Source organism: Paenibacillus sp. GYB004 (assembly GCF_036577605.1).
Taxonomy (GTDB): Bacteria; Bacillota; Bacilli; order Paenibacillales; family NBRC-103111; genus Paenibacillus_AB; species Paenibacillus_AB oceani.
Map to the genome: position 1 here is coordinate 129,137 of NZ_JARBDB010000065.1, position 14,303 is coordinate 143,439.

Sequence of the window (14,303 nt, forward strand, 5' to 3'; positions counted from 1 at the left end):
GTCTTCTAACTTATCCGGGAGCTTGTCCGGTCGAGGATCGTTCGTATATTTCGTGCTTCAAGGTGCGGCTCGACAACGGAGCGCCCGTATTCAGATGGTTCATCACTTCCTCGATCGTCGCAACGCCGATCTCCGGGCGGGGATAATGAACCGTGGTAAGCGGCGGCGATGTATGGCTGGACATGAGAATGTTCTCGCTGGATGCGATGGACAGCTGTCCGGGCACGGACACTCCGTTATCGCGGCAGGCGGACAGGACGCCGATAGCCATCAGATCGTTGGCGCAAACGATGGCGGTAAACGGCAAGTCCGTCCCGCCCGACAGACGTTCGGACATTTGTTTGTAAGCCATCTCAAGCGATCCGAAGGAGCCGTGCACCAGCCACTCGTCGCGGAATTCGAGCCCATGTGCCAGCAAAGCCCGGCGAAAATGTCGGAAACGGACGTTCAGGTACGACTCTCTGTTCAATGCTCCCATATATCCGATACGGGAATGGCCGAACCGAATCAGGTGCTCGATCATCGCCCGATAGGCTTCACACCAGTTGATGTCCGCACATGGAACGATATCGTTCGCCTGATCGGGGGTCATGACCGAAAAGAGGGGAACGCCGATTTTGGCGAAATGGTCGACTGTATCCGTTTTTAGTGATTGTCCAAGCAATATAATGGCATCGACGCGTCCCGAAAAGAGCGTTTTCAGATGGTCTTCCTCAAGCGGATCGTACGTTTGGAAGATTAAAGACTGGCCGTCTTTCCCGGCCCGATGCTCCAGTCCAAGCGCAATTCCCGTCTCAAACGGATTGCCGATATGATTAAACAGCACACCGATCTGGTTCGTTCTTCTTGTCTTTAAACTGCGCGCCGTCAAATTCGGACTGTATCCGAGCTCGCGGATCGCCTGAAGCACCTTTTGACGGGTTGCTTCTTTCACGACCGGTTTATTATTGATGACATAGGACACGACGGCGACGGATACGCCTGCGTGTTTGGCCACTTCGTCTCTCGTAACCATGCGTTATTCTCCTTGTAGAGCCGTCTGTTGCAACTCGTTTTCAAGTTAACGATATAGAGGCCGGCGGGTAAAGTCAAGCTTTACGCGCAATTGCGCACAGGTTCGGAAAGAACGAGTCGCGGGTAGTTTCTTAATGTCTATTGACACAAAGACGGGGGCGTTCGTATAATAAGTTCAACCAAAATTTACACGAGTAAATTATATCTAATGTACAATAAAACGGAGGGATGCCTATGGGATTGCAAATAACTCGATGCGAATAAAGAAACGATCGGGAAAGCAGTGAATCGAGGATGAAGGAGGAACAGGGGGCATGAACAAACGTTCTTGCATCATACCGGCACTTACCGTGCTTGCGATAGTGAGCGGCGGCTGCAGCCAGGCTGCCACAAATGATATGCCCAAACAGGAGCCGGTCCGGAACGATCCGGTCACGTTGAAGCTGTTTAATCAAGGAGCCTACTTATTTCCGGAGCTTCAGCAGAAAGTCGAGCGAGTTGTAAAAGCCAAATATCCTCACATTACGCTCCAATACATAACCGGGGCAAAGCTCGAGGAGACGGTGGCAAGCGGGGAAGTACCGGACCTGTTTTTTACGTTTTGGACACAAATCCCGAGGTTAGCTAAAGATTTTGACATTGTGGAAGATATGACCCCTCTCATCCAGAAGCATCAGGTCGACTTGAACCGGTTTAGTCCGAACTTTATGGAAGATGTCAAGAAAACGTCTGGCAAAGGGGAAATATTGGCGCTTCCGTACTATGCGAACTTTTTTGCGATTTATTACAACAAAGATCTATTCGATCGTTTTGCCGTTCCTTATCCGACCGACGGCATGACGTGGGACTCGATGATCGACTTGGCGAAACGGATGAGCCGCATCGAGGGCAACACCGCTTATCCGGGACTGGATCCGTCCAGTTTGTTATGGGTATCGCTGCAGTTCGGAGCTTTCCATATCGATCCCGCCACTAACAAGGCTTCCATTCACACGGAAGTTTGGAAAAAACCGTTTGAACTTATGAAAACGATCTTGACGCTCCCCGGCAACGAAATCAACACAGCCAGCCATTTCATCAAAAATCAGAACGTGGCGATGCTGCTCAATCCGAACATTCTGGATCAGATGGTGAAGGTGAATTTCAACTGGGATCTGGTGCAATATCCGATATTGAAGGAAAATCCGAACAAATACCCGGCGATATCCGTTCACAGCTTGTTCGTCTCCAAAACGAGCAAGCACAAAGACCAGGCAATGCAGGTGATCGATGTGTTTACGTCCGAGGAAGTACAAATGTGGCTGTCGAGGCAGGGCAAAGGCTCGACACTGAAGTCCGAGGCGATCAAAGCCGCTTTTGGAGCAGACGTGCCGCTGCTGAAAAATAAAAACGTCGCAGGCGCATTAAAAAGCCAGCCGCTCGCCATGCCGGCCGTCCATCAATTGGAAACGAGCGCGTCAACGGTTACGAACAAATATTTCGGTTCCTATCTGTCAGGGGAAATGGATTTGAACAGCGCGCTGCGTCTGGCGGATGAGGAAGTCAACAAGCTGATAGAAGCCGAAATGCAAAAAAAATAACAAAACAGGTGATTGTGTGATGTCAAGCATTCAATCTTATAGCGGCATTTACCCGCATCTCGCCGTAACGAACGGGGATACGGAAATGGAGTGCGGAATCGGAGCTGTTGCCGCCTGGGCGGGCAAACTGTGGTATTTGACTTATCCTCCTTCATCACCGAATGGAAGCTCCGGCGACCGATTATACACGTTAAATGAAGACATGTCCGTCGAGGCATATCCCTATAGCGTGGGAGGCACTCATGCGAACCGGATGATCCATACCGAATCGAAGCAGCTTATTATCGGCCCGTACTTTATCGATGAGAAAGGCGGAGTCCGAGTGATTCCGCCCGACAAGATGAAGGGAAGGCTGACCGGCGTCGCGCGCCATCTGACAGACCCGGCGAATAAAGTGTACTTTTTCGCAATGGAATCCGGCTTTTACGAGGTAGATGTTCACTCGCTGGAAGTGTCGGTATTTTTCCTCGATCCGAGTCCGGTGCTGTCGAGCCGGCCGTATCCGTACCTGCTGCCCGGAGAGCATGCCAAAGGCGCCTATACGGGTCAAGGGCGATTTGTCATTACCAACAACGGCGACGGCGGCGCTTTGGCGGAGTGGAACGGCAAGGGGGATCCCGGCAAGACAGAGAGCTGGACGATCGTCGACCGCAACAAATATACCGACGTTACCGGTCCCGGCGGAATCTGTGGAGCAAGCGACGAGTCGTCGCCGATATGGTCGGTCGGCTGGGATCACAAATCCGTCCTGCTGTCCTTGTGCGAGGGCGGAGTCTGGTCCCGATACCGGCTCCCCAAAGGAAGTTATACGCACGAAGCGGACAACGGCTGGTATACGGAATGGCCGCGTATCCGCGAAGTTGGCGAAGGCAAATGGCTGATGGGAATGTTCGGCATGCTTTACGAATTTCCGTCCCATTTTCGCAAGCGGTGCGCAGGGGGATTACGACCGCTGGCCGTTCACCATAAAATGATCGTCGATTACGCCGAATGGAACGGCCGGATCGTGATGGCTTGCAACGACGCATCCCGATTCGACAATCCGATACTGGGCCGTTCGCAATCCAACCTTTTATTTACCTCACTGGACGAACTCCGTCTTCTAAGCAAGCCCCTTGGCTGGGGAGGCGTATGGGTGAAAGAGCATGTAGAGGCGAATGAGCCTTCAGAGCCGTTCCTGCTTGCCGGTTTCGAGAAACGGGTCCTGCATGTGTCCCATAACGAAAAGTACGACGTGACGTTCCAACTGGAAGTGGACCGGAACGGCAGCGGAACATGGGAGCAGCTCGATGTTGTACATGTGTCGGGTCAAGGGTACGCCTATTATATCGTCCCTGATCACGTGCAGGCCGAGTGGATCCGGCTCCGCTCCAATTCCGCGCTCCGGGAAGCGACCGCCTATTTCCACTACTTACCGTCCGCGGGAAAAGAGCAGGATGCGTCGCTGGTAAGGGGCATTACCGGCATCGGGGAACGCGGTCCGATCTCAGCCGGCATAATCCGGCCCGGGTCGGGAAGCGATATGAAGCTTCAATTGGCCGCTGCGGTGATCGAAGACGGAAGGGTGAGCGGGACAGGTTATTACGAGTTGGGTCCGGACATGAAGCTGGTGAAGTGCGATCGTCCCGGCGATGAAGAACGGCTGCGCAACGATTATGCGCCAAGCCTTGATTTTGAAATCGATGAAGCATCGGTCGTATGTACCGACAAGCAAGGCAACCGTTACCGGCTTCCGAAAGGCGACGAACTCTACAGCCAGCCTACTGCGTGCGGTTGGACGCGCGGCGTACGAGAGGTCGTAACCGAGCGAAGTTTGATGAATGTTCACGGAACGTTTTACGAGCTGCCGCGAGATTTGTCCCGAGGGTTCCTTACCATTCAACCGATTTGTTCGCATGATCGTCTAATCTTCGACTATGCTTCGTGGAGAGGGATGCTTGTCATCTCCGGCTGCAAGCTGGGCTCGGGGGAGGGGGGGCGCTGCGTCAAGTCGGAAGACGGGCAGGCGGCATTATGGTTTGGCAATGTTGACGATTTGCGGAAGTTCGGTGCCCCGCGTGGGATCGGCGGACCGCTCAGAAACATGCCGGTTCAGCCGGGCATCGCTTCGGACCCGTATTTGATGGCCGGTTATGTCCACAAAACGCTCAAGCTGCGTCATGACAGCCGCCACGCCGTACAATTTTCGCTTGAGGTCGATGTGCTCGCGGACGGCAGCTGGGTCGGTTACGATCAGATCGAGGTGCCCGCAGGCACCGAAATCGTTCACCGGTTTCCCGACGGATACAGCGCTCATTGGGTTCGAGTCAAGGCGTACTCGGCTTGCCGGGCGGATGCGGTATTTATTTATGAATAAATAAGGACGAAACCTGCGTACGAACCATCCTTTGTCCATATGAACCAAGTCAGAGTTGGATTTATCGGTGTCGGGGGGATGGCGGAGGGGCATATCCGAACGCTGCAAAGCATCGAGCAGGCGGAGCTGACGTGCGTATACGACGTTAATGCGGAACGGGCCAATCAGGTGGGAGCCCGGTATGGGGCGAAAGTATACGACAGTACGGATGCTCTACTGGATTCGGGTCGTTTGGATGCGCTATTCCTCTGTACTCCACCGTGCTGTGCGGCTACGACGACGCGATCGAGACACTGAGGGTAACCGTTGCCGCGAACGAATCCATGGAGTCGGGCCGGACGGTTACTGTGTAGGGCCTGCTATAAATGGAAGGAATGAAGCCTCCGTCACCGCAGCTTATAAAGCCGGCGGTGATCGGAGGCTGTGTTGTAAACGTAAGGGGTTATAATCGGTGGGGTCAAGACAGACGCTCGAATAGGTTCGTTCAACATGCGAACGCTTCTATTTACTTGCCACGGTTCCGTTTGAACTCCTCGATCTGTTTGTTCGCCAGCTCCTCGGCTTCGCGGAACGCCGTGTTCATATCCTTCACTCCGGTCGCAATCGGCAAGGCGGTCCCGGCGTACACATTGTTGACGGAGAACGTATAGTCAGCCGAAGGCGGAATCGGCGCGTTTTTGTATCGGAACAGAGCGGCGTAGTTTTTATCGGGAAATACGGTTTCCTTCCCGTACTCTTTTTTCGTTTCGTCCGTCATCAGAGTCGGGATGAAGCCCCGCCGGGATACCCAGCTCTGGTATTCGTCCGAAATCATAAACTTCAGTACTTCCATCGCCGCGTCTTTTTCTTTGGCCATGTTTGTCAGTCCGAAGTAGAAGGGGGTCGTTTGCGAACCGACGCCTGGGGCTTCGGGGAAAACGGGCATCGTCACCATGTCCCAATTGAACTTCTGCATGGCCGGGATCAGGCTCGGGCTGATATAAATCGCGATATTGTAGGCATACATCGCCAAATCCTGCTTATTGACGAACGCGTCGTTGTTCGGGATCGTCTTCGTCGATTCAAGCTTGCTGCGGACGCCGGCATCCTGCATCGGCTGCACGAACAAGGCGTCGAACAGCTTGCGCCAGCCGGCGTTCGAATAAATCGTCGGTTGGTCCGTCTGATGGTTGACTAGCGGAATCGACAGCTGGTTTTGGGAGATGAATTGGCTCGGAGACGTACTGAGACCGACATACTGGACGCCGTCTTCCGTTCTCGACAGCTTTTTGCCCAGCGCGATCGCCTCATCCCAGGTCATCCCGTCCTTCGGGTAGGCGACCCCGAACTTATCGAAAATATCTTTGTTATAAAAGAGGACGAATTTCATGTCGGTAACGGGAACGCCGTACGTTTTGCCCGCAGAGAACTGTTTCATCGCTTGAATCGATTCCTGCTCCAGACGGCTCAGATCGACGTTATGGTTTTTCATCAGCTCGGTCATGTCGTATTGAAGCCCGGTCGAAAACAAGGTGTTTTCGAAAATGCCGATGTTGTTGTAGAAAATGTCAAACCGCTGGCCTTCGGTAAGCAGCTTGGTCGTAGCCTCCTGAATGGTCCCGGCCGGCATTTGAATATATTTGATCGTATGCTGCGGAAATTTTTTGTACAGCAGCTCTCCGTACTGTCTGTCGAAGAAATCTTGAGGCTGAGTGGAGCCGCCGTAAAAGATGATTTCCGCAGGCGCGGTTTGTGTTTCTGTCGGCTGCTGGACGGCATCGCCTCCGCCGGATTTGCCGCAAGCGGTCAGCAGCAATACGAACGCTAAAGGCACCGCTGTTATTTTTCGGGATGTCATGGACATGCTTGTTCTCCCCCTTGAGATAGAATAGGTTTACTCAACCTAGCACATGGAAGCGTTTACAAAACATCCCCCTCCAATCCGCCGCTTGCAAGCCCGCCCCGTTCCAGAGCGGTATACCAATTGTGCATCTTGACTACATCTTGACGCCGATCATGCCGTCCTCGATGACAACCTCGTAACATTGCAGCTTTTTCTTGACCGGGGCGAGCGCTTTTCCGGTTTTGATATCGAACTCCCAGCCGTGCCACGGGCAGCGGACGATTTCGCCCTTTCTGCCGAAATTGTACTCGTACACTTCGGAGGGGACATTCGTTCCGCACACCGGCCCTTTGCACATCTGGGCTCCTTGATGAGGGCAGTAGTTCAGGACGGCGTAATACTCGTTCCCGATCCGGTAAACCACGACGGAGCGGCCGGCGATCTCGAATACTTGATGCTGATCTTCGGGAATCGAGTCGGCTCTTCCTACCACATGTTTGGTCATGGCTGTTGTTCCTTTCTACAGCTTATACAACTGCTTGGCGTTTTCGTAAAAGATGCGTCTGCGATGCTCCGGCGTCAGCCACTTCAGGATATGATCCGGGGAATCGAAATCCCAGTGCGGATAATCGCTGGAGTAAAGCAGAATATGCTCGGCGTCGATCATCTCGAATATTTGCTTCAAATGGGCGATATTGTTCGGTTCCTCGATCGGCTGCGTCGTAAAGTAGCAATGGTCGCGAATGTATGCGCTCGGCATTTTTTTCAGCCACGGAACTTGAGAACGCAGCGCCGTATAATTTTTGTCGAGCCTCCACATCAGATGCGGCAGCCAGGAGACGCCTCCTTCGATGAACACGAACTTCAGACGCGGGTATTTCTCGAATACGCCTTCGCAAATCAGGCTGGTGAGCTGGGCCATAAAGGTGGTCGACAGGCACGTATGCCACTCGATGTACCATGTCGGATATCCGGCGGCCGTCGGCGGATTCGCCTGGCCTGCGCCTTCGGCTCCGGGATGGATCGCGACCGGCAGTCCGTTCCGCTCCGCCGCCTCGTAGATCGGGTGGAAAAACCGCTGTCCGAGCGGCATCCGCGAGGCGCTGCTGGTTATGACCTGGACGAAGCCCGGATGAGAGCCGAGACGGTCGATTTCCTTCGCGGCCAGTTGGGGGTCCTGCAAAGCTACGAAGATGGAGCCTTTGAACCTGGGATCTTTGTTCAGCCAATGATCGATCAAGTAGTCGTTGTAAGCGCTGGCCGTAGCGGCGGCAAAATCGGGATCGTGGCCGACGGACACGCTGAACAGGTTGCCGGTCAAGACCGCAGCTTCCATATGGTACGGGTCCACCAGCTGTTCGATCAGGAAATCCGGGTCCGATCCGACGGCGCCGCCTCCGGGAGGAGTGGCGTCCTTTCTGCCGACCCCGACAGGGGAGTAGTATCCGGAGTACATGAGGCCGAGTCCCCCGCGTTTGACCCGGTCCTTCCAAGTATCCGGCAAGTAGGGCAGCAGGTCCCGGTCGCTTCGTAAGGAATTGTGGACGTCACAGTCGATAATTTTCAACGTTTCATTCAAAATGGGTGTCTCTCCCTTGCTGGATGATGGCGCTGAATTAAGGTTACTTTTCCGGAAAAGTCGCTCCGCGCGTACATTCAATTTATCATGATTGCGTTTTCATATCCATGAACGATAGCGATTCTTTTTGAACGATTCAACCATTTCCGCGCGCCGTCTGGCCCGACGGGAAGTCGGAAAAGCGTTAGCCGTCCGTTCCGCAGCCTTCGAAAAAGGACATCGGCGCCGGACGTAGAATGGAATAAGCACGATCCAAGGGGATGGACAGACCCGCTGTGAATCGAAGGAGGATGGGAACCGTGTATACGCTGAAGTCGGTCCTGTACGACGATCGCATCGAGAAGTGGCAAATCCGGGAGGAGAGGGTGCATCATCATATTCTGATCTTCATCACGGGCGGTCAAGCGATCTATCATTCGGGCGGAGAAGTGTTCGAGCTTCATCAGGGGGACGTGTTGTTTATTCCGGCCGGTACGATCCGTTCGTGTCATAACGACGCCAAGGGACCGCATCAGAAATATTCCGCGCACTTTACGACGGCCGGGGAAGCGGACAAGACGGTGGAGGCGCTGCGCCAGCGCGGCATGTTCAAATGGAACATCCATAACGCCGACTATTTCCGGCAGCGGTTCTCGATGCTGCTGCTCCAATGGTTCGATCAGACGCCGGGCGGGCTGCTCATCTGCCAAGGGATTTTGCTGGAGCTGATCGGGAGACTGATCCATGATACGCAGCAGCAGATCCGCTCCGCCGTCAAGAAGGATCTGATTCACAAGCTGCAGGCTTATATCGTCCACAACAAGTCCAAGCCGATCCAGCTGTCCGATCTCGCGCGCCATATCGACCGCTCCCCGAATCATGTCACAAGAATTTTCAAGGAAGTGCTCGGACAAACCCCGATCGACTACATTCACCAGGTCAAAGTATCGGTAGCCTGCGAGCTGCTGAAGAGCAGCGGCATGACGATCGCGGAAATCTCCGATTATCTCGGCTATTGCGAGCAATCTTACTTCCACCGCATCTTCAAAAAGTTTACCGGTGTCGCTCCCACGGCCGTGCAGAAAGGGCATCCGATCGCTTTCGTCCCGCTTCCGGGAGTGAGCGGCGCGGCTCGCAAGTGAGAACTCTTTACAGAACTAGCAAATGGTTAACGTTTTTTCGGATTTAACCGAGCCGGCAGGCAGGAAAATGTTGTCTTTCAGAGAATGAAAGAAGGGAGAACATCAATACATAGAAGTCGGGAGATGAGGAACATCCGGAAATTTCGTGTTGGGGGCTGGGCCAAATGGCTCATTCTTGCTCTGCTGGTCGTAGTAGTAGGTTGTCAATCGTTGGGCGGGTTGGATCTGAACCGCGCACTGATCACCGGGATGGATACGGAGTCCATGCAGCAAAGCGTTACCGTGTCGCTGCATATGAAGACGGACCCGTCCAAGCTGTCGGAAGAAACAAAAGCGATGGTCGACTTGTGGAACGACGCCAAGCTCGAAATTCGCAATATGAAGATGGAGAACTGGGACCGGATGTCGCTGCAAGGCCAGCTGACGTTGGCCAAAGGTGCGATTCCGTTCCAGGCGTTTATGAACAGCGAGCATCTCGTGCTGAAAGTGGACGGACTCTCCAAAGCGATCGTCATTCCGCTCACGGAGCCGGACGGTTCGACGGCCGCATTTGCGGCGGTGACCGAGAAGCTGCAGAAGGAGTATCAGGCCAAAGGAATTGACAAATCGATGGCTTCGCTGATCGTCTCGAACTTGCCGAATCCGAAATCGATCCAGGTGACGTCCGGGACGGAGAAGATTCAAAACGAAAACGTCAACGTGTACAAGCTGGAGACGAGCCTTGACGGAACCGAACTGGTGCCGCTCACCAAAACGTTTATCCGCAACTTGACGAAGGACGACGCCAACTTCAAAAAGTTTATCGGCGAAATGTACGATGTGCTGTGGCCGGTGCTGAAGCCGTATCTGGAGAAGGAAGACGAGTCTTCGCCCTTGCTCCCGGGTGCGCCATTCGGATCGCCGTTCGGCAGTTCGATGGACGGATTGAAGGAAAGCTTGATGGAAGCGGCGTCCGACAAGGAGCTCGCGGTCGATATGATCCATACGACGGCCAAGCAGCTGCTGTATATCGCGCTGATCGGCATCGATAGCGCCGGCAGGTCGGATGAGCCCGGGATTCAAGCGATGCTCAGCAAGCAGACTCAGGTGAAAGCGCGGCTTGCGTTCGATCAAAGCTTCAACCTTCGCAAATCGGAGCTTGATCTCGCATTTCCTGCGCCGGACGGCGGGGACCAGGGAATTACCGCCCTGCAGTTCAACATTCAATCGGAAACTTGGGATATTAACAAACCGGTGAAGGCGGACGTTCTGGATGCCGGCAAGACGCCGTTCGTCATGGGAACAAGCCGCTCTCCGGCAGAACTAATGGAAGAGGTCGATCCGGAATCGCTGCTCGGCGAGCTGATCGCTCTCGAGATGAACAAGTATGAGCCGGCCACGGTATATATTCCGCTGCAAGTATCGGATGAATTCGGCCCATACGAGGCTTATTTGCACGAAGGCATCTCCTATATCGATTTGGAACTGCTGGCTGCTTACATGGGAGCGGACGTTTCTTATGAGGACGAAGCGATTACAGTGACCGGTATGTGGTTTACGACGATCGAGCTTGCCGCCGGGAGCTCGGAAGCGGTCGTGGACGACGAAGCGTACGAGATGGACGGTCCTGTCATCAAGCAAGGCGAATCGTATTACGTTCCGCTTCGATTTATAGCCGAGCATCTGTACGGCGAGGTCGATTACGACGCCGAAAGCGGACTGATCGAGCTGGTGCTTCCGGAATAAGGTAACGTTAGCAAAAGGATAGCACACAAACAGACCGTCAGGGCATCGATTTCCCGACGGTCTGTTTTGTTTACAGCGGCACGCTCGGAAACGCACAAACCCGCCGCTTACTTCACGGAAGCCAGCCGGAGCGCCGCATGATGGGTCGGGCCGATGCCTTTGCCGATCTCCAGACCGGAGGCGATGGCGGCCGTGATAAACCGTTTCGCTTCGGAGACGGCGTCGTTTACCGCCAGTCCCTTGGCAAGTCCGGCCGCTATCGCCGAAGCGGTCGTGCAGCCGGTGCCGTGCGTATGCTTCGTGCGAATACGCGGCGAGCGGTACAGGTTCGCCTCCGAGCCGTCGTACAACACGTCGACGGCTTCTTCTCCGTCAAGATGGCCGCCCTTCAGAAACACGTAACGCGAGCCCAGCTCATGAAGCCGCTTCGCCGCCTCGATCATCTGCTCGACGCTGCCGATCTCCTGCGAACCGAGTATCGCGCACGCTTCGGGCACGTTCGGCGTGAGAACCGTCGCGATCGGCAGAAGCTCGCGCCGCAGCGCTTCCACGGCTTCCTGCTGCAGCAGGGCCGCGCCGCCTTTGGCGATCATCACCGGGTCCAGAACGAGCGGATACGGCCCGTACCGGTTCAGCTTGTCCGCCACGAGCGAGATAATATCGGCCGAGAACAGCATGCCCGTCTTGACCGCATCCGTCCCGATATCGGAAAGGACGGAGTCGATCTGCTGGCCGATCGCTTCCAGCGGCAGCGGGTACACGCCTTGAACGCCGAGCGTATTTTGGGCGGTGATCGCGGTGATGGCGCTTGTTCCGAACACGCCAAGCTCCTGGAACGTCTTCAGATCGGCCTGGATGCCTGCGCCGCCTCCGGAGTCGGAGCCCGCGATCGTTATCGCCTTAGGGATAGTCATTCGGTTGCCTCCTCTAACGGACAAAGTTGGGGTCTACCTTAAAAACGTTCGGGTGCGAATGCTCCGAGCGGCAGTCCGGCCGTTTCACGGCCTTCCATCAGGTCGGCGATCACATGAGCGGTTACCGGGCTGAGCAGGATGCCGTTGCGGTAATGGCCGGCGGCGAACAGCAGCGAATCGGAGCGGCTCGACGCTCCGAGCAGCGGAAAGCCGTCGTGGGTGGCGGGGCGAAGGCCGGCCCACTCATGGAAGGGCCGCATGCCGCCAAGAAACGGGAACAGCTTTCCGTTCCAGCTTTTCAGCCGGTCGATCCCCTTGCTAGTGACCGACGTCTCGAAGCCGGCTATATCTTCCGAAGCTCCGCAGACGAGCGAGCCGTTCCGTTTGCCAACCACATAACCTTGACTGCAAAAGACCATGTGCCGGACCGGCATATCCGGCGTCTCGTAAGCGCATATTTGCCCGCGGATCGGGTACACCGGGATGCGCATGTCAAGTGCCGCTTCCATCAGTCCCGCCCATGCGCCGCTGGCCACGACCAGCTTGTCGCTGCGGAACGTGCCGCCGGACGACGGGCAGCACACCTCGGCGCCGCCGCTCCAGCGCGTGACCCGGACTTCGCCGAGTCCGTCCCGGATCTCGACGCCGAGCTTCCGGCAAGCTTCTTCCAGCGCTTTCACGTACCCTGGAGCGTATACGTGCGATTCTCCGGGGTAATACAAGGCGCCCGCCGCTTCCGGGGCGATATGCGGCTCCAGTTCCCGCAGTTGCCGTCCGTTCAGCAGCTCGCTTGCCGCGCCGTAATCGTCCTGCCAGCTTTGACGGGATCGCATGGCGAGCACGTCGGCTTCGTGGTAATGCACGTATAAGCTGCCGGTGGCGGAATATTCGAAGTCGAGACCGGACACGTCTTTGACGGCCTGCTGCCAGTCCGGATACAGCTTCAAGCTTTGCAGGCAAAGCTTGAAGAAAGGGTCCGGCTGCTCCGTATTTTCGGAGTAAGGGGCGAGCATCCCCGCCGCCGCTCCCGACGCTTGACCGCCGCAGCGTCCCTGCTCCAGCACCGTGACGGAGAAGCCCCGGCGGCGCAATTCGAAGGCGCATGACAGGCCGATCACGCCGCCGCCCAGCACCATTACATGTTGTGTCATTGCAAGACCAGCTTTCCGATATAGGGTTGTTAGTCGGGGGTAGAGATAAACTGCTCCAAGCCGCTGCTTGCCGAAGCGTAACGTTTCTTCGGAATCCTTCCGGCCAAGTACGAGAGGCGTCCGGCCTCGATCGCCAGCTTCATCGCCAGCGCCATCCGGACCGGGTCTTTCGCCTTGGCGACCGGCGTATTCATTAAGATTCCGTCCACGCCGAGCTCCATCGCCTGCACGACATCCTGGGCCGAGCCGAGTCCGGCGTCCACGATGACTGGGACGCCGGCTTCCTCGACGATCAGACCGATATTATACGGGTTCAGGATGCCGAGTCCGGTGCCGATCGGCGCTCCGCCGGGCATGACGGCTGCCGCGCCCGCTTCTTCGAGACGTTTGCACAGGATCGGGTCGTCCGATGTATAAGGAAGCACGACGAAACCTTCCGCGGCCAGAATCTCGGTTGCTTTTAACGTTTCGATCGGGTCGGGGAGCAGCGTTTTTTCGTTGGCGCTGATCTCGACCTTGATCCAGTTGCCGATGCCGGAAGCCCGGGCGAGCCTGGCGATCCGTACGGCTTCGTCAGCCGTGCGGGCTCCGGACGTATTCGGCAAATACGTGAACGATTTGCCTTCGAAATGTTGAAGGATCGCGTCATCGCCCGGCGCGTCCAGGTTGATGCGGCGGATGGCGAAGGTGAGTACCTGAGCTCCCGACGCTTCAATTGCGGCATTTTGCACGAACGGATTCGGATAACGGCCGGTGCCGAGAAAAAAACGCGAAGCCAGCTCCGTTCCGCCGATGAGAAGTGGATCTTGATGCATACCGGGTTCAGCCTCCTCCGACAAAATGTACGAGCTCGATTTTCATGCCCGGAGCCAGCCCGGCGGCGGTCCAGGTTTCCTTCGGTACGATCGCGCCGTCGATTTCGACGACGACCATCTTATGCTCCAGCCCGTAAGCACGCAGCAGGCCGATCACCGTTTCCCCGGCTTCTATTGTACGGGTTTGTCCGTTTACGATAACGTCCATAGTCTCCTCCGCTGACCG

13 protein-coding genes are annotated in these 14,303 nt (G+C 55.7%); 5 read left to right on the forward strand and 8 right to left on the reverse strand.

Annotated elements, in window-relative coordinates; genetic code table 11:
- Positions 1 to 10: 10 nt before the first annotated feature.
- Positions 11 to 1,015 (reverse strand): LacI family DNA-binding transcriptional regulator, encoded by a 1,005-nt coding sequence (locus PV433_RS29550; protein ID WP_332075585.1) that lies wholly within the window; start codon positions 1,013 to 1,015, stop codon positions 11 to 13.
- A 313-nt stretch (positions 1,016 to 1,328) separates the two neighbouring features.
- Between PV433_RS29550 and PV433_RS29555 the strand changes: the two genes are divergently transcribed.
- The 3 genes from PV433_RS29555 to PV433_RS29565 are packed head-to-tail and all read left to right on the forward strand — an operon-like array spanning position 1,329 to position 5,247.
- Positions 1,329 to 2,594, forward strand: coding sequence for an ABC transporter substrate-binding protein (locus PV433_RS29555; RefSeq protein ID WP_332075587.1), 1,266 nt, complete (start codon positions 1,329 to 1,331; stop codon positions 2,592 to 2,594).
- Between the two features lie 19 nt (positions 2,595 to 2,613).
- Positions 2,614 to 4,950, forward strand: a complete 2,337-nt coding sequence (locus tag PV433_RS29560; protein WP_332075589.1) for a hypothetical protein — start codon at positions 2,614 to 2,616, stop codon at positions 4,948 to 4,950.
- A gap of 39 nt (positions 4,951 to 4,989) precedes the next feature.
- Entirely contained in the window at positions 4,990 to 5,247 is a 258-nt protein-coding gene (locus PV433_RS29565) for a Gfo/Idh/MocA family protein (protein WP_332075590.1), read from the forward strand.
- 208 nt (positions 5,248 to 5,455) lie between these two features.
- On the opposite strand, the gene PV433_RS29570 is transcribed toward PV433_RS29565, so the two are convergent.
- The 3 genes from PV433_RS29570 to PV433_RS29580 all read right to left on the reverse strand — a co-directional run bounded on the left by PV433_RS29570 (position 5,456) and on the right by PV433_RS29580 (position 8,351).
- Positions 5,456 to 6,793, reverse strand: a complete 1,338-nt coding sequence (locus PV433_RS29570) for an ABC transporter substrate-binding protein (protein ID WP_332075591.1) — start codon at positions 6,791 to 6,793, stop codon at positions 5,456 to 5,458.
- 133 nt (positions 6,794 to 6,926) lie between these two features.
- Positions 6,927 to 7,277 (reverse strand): Rieske (2Fe-2S) protein, encoded by a 351-nt coding sequence (locus PV433_RS29575; RefSeq protein WP_332075592.1) that lies wholly within the window; start codon positions 7,275 to 7,277, stop codon positions 6,927 to 6,929.
- A 15-nt stretch (positions 7,278 to 7,292) separates the two neighbouring features.
- Complete coding sequence (locus tag PV433_RS29580; RefSeq protein ID WP_332075593.1) at positions 7,293 to 8,351, reverse strand: amidohydrolase family protein; 1,059 nt, start codon at positions 8,349 to 8,351, stop codon at positions 7,293 to 7,295.
- A gap of 299 nt (positions 8,352 to 8,650) precedes the next feature.
- On the opposite strand from PV433_RS29580, the gene PV433_RS29585 reads away from it, so the two are divergent.
- Entirely contained in the window at positions 8,651 to 9,472 is an 822-nt protein-coding gene (locus PV433_RS29585) for a helix-turn-helix domain-containing protein (protein WP_332075594.1), read from the forward strand.
- Positions 9,473 to 9,595: 123 nt separating this feature from the next.
- Positions 9,596 to 11,197, forward strand: a complete 1,602-nt coding sequence (locus tag PV433_RS29590) for a copper amine oxidase N-terminal domain-containing protein (RefSeq protein WP_332075596.1) — start codon at positions 9,596 to 9,598, stop codon at positions 11,195 to 11,197.
- 107 nt (positions 11,198 to 11,304) lie between these two features.
- On the opposite strand, the gene thiD is transcribed toward PV433_RS29590, so the two are convergent.
- The 4 genes from thiD to thiS are packed head-to-tail and all read right to left on the reverse strand — an operon-like array spanning position 11,305 to position 14,285.
- Positions 11,305 to 12,111 (reverse strand): bifunctional hydroxymethylpyrimidine kinase/phosphomethylpyrimidine kinase, encoded by an 807-nt coding sequence (gene thiD / locus PV433_RS29595; RefSeq protein ID WP_332075597.1) that lies wholly within the window; start codon positions 12,109 to 12,111, stop codon positions 11,305 to 11,307.
- Positions 12,112 to 12,149: 38 nt separating this feature from the next.
- Positions 12,150 to 13,262 carry a glycine oxidase ThiO gene (gene thiO, locus PV433_RS29600; protein WP_332075598.1) on the reverse strand — a complete coding sequence of 371 codons (1,113 nt, stop codon included), beginning with the start codon at positions 13,260 to 13,262 and terminating at the stop codon, positions 12,150 to 12,152.
- Positions 13,263 to 13,291: 29 nt separating this feature from the next.
- Positions 13,292 to 14,077, reverse strand: a complete 786-nt coding sequence (locus tag PV433_RS29605) for a thiazole synthase (RefSeq protein ID WP_332075600.1) — start codon at positions 14,075 to 14,077, stop codon at positions 13,292 to 13,294.
- 7 nt (positions 14,078 to 14,084) lie between these two features.
- Positions 14,085 to 14,285 (reverse strand): sulfur carrier protein ThiS, encoded by a 201-nt coding sequence (gene thiS / locus PV433_RS29610; protein WP_332075601.1) that lies wholly within the window; start codon positions 14,283 to 14,285, stop codon positions 14,085 to 14,087.
- Positions 14,286 to 14,303 lie beyond the last annotated feature (18 nt).

Coding starts and splice junctions, on each gene's coding strand:
- PV433_RS29590 (WP_332075596.1), top strand. CDS start 9,596: ATGAGGAACATCCGGAAATTTCGTGTTGGGGGCTGGGCCAAATGGCTC.
- PV433_RS29550 (WP_332075585.1), bottom strand. CDS start 1,015: ATGGTTACGAGAGACGAAGTGGCCAAACACGCAGGCGTATCCGTCGCC.
- thiS (WP_332075601.1), bottom strand. CDS start 14,285: ATGGACGTTATCGTAAACGGACAAACCCGTACAATAGAAGCCGGGGAA.
- PV433_RS29575 (WP_332075592.1), bottom strand. CDS start 7,277: ATGACCAAACATGTGGTAGGAAGAGCCGACTCGATTCCCGAAGATCAG.
- PV433_RS29565 (WP_332075590.1), top strand. CDS start 4,990: ATGAACCAAGTCAGAGTTGGATTTATCGGTGTCGGGGGGATGGCGGAG.
- PV433_RS29555 (WP_332075587.1), top strand. CDS start 1,329: ATGAACAAACGTTCTTGCATCATACCGGCACTTACCGTGCTTGCGATA.
- thiO (WP_332075598.1), bottom strand. CDS start 13,262: ATGACACAACATGTAATGGTGCTGGGCGGCGGCGTGATCGGCCTGTCA.
- PV433_RS29560 (WP_332075589.1), top strand. CDS start 2,614: ATGTCAAGCATTCAATCTTATAGCGGCATTTACCCGCATCTCGCCGTA.
- thiD (WP_332075597.1), bottom strand. CDS start 12,111: ATGACTATCCCTAAGGCGATAACGATCGCGGGCTCCGACTCCGGAGGC.
- PV433_RS29605 (WP_332075600.1), bottom strand. CDS start 14,077: ATGCATCAAGATCCACTTCTCATCGGCGGAACGGAGCTGGCTTCGCGT.
- PV433_RS29570 (WP_332075591.1), bottom strand. CDS start 6,793: ATGTCCATGACATCCCGAAAAATAACAGCGGTGCCTTTAGCGTTCGTA.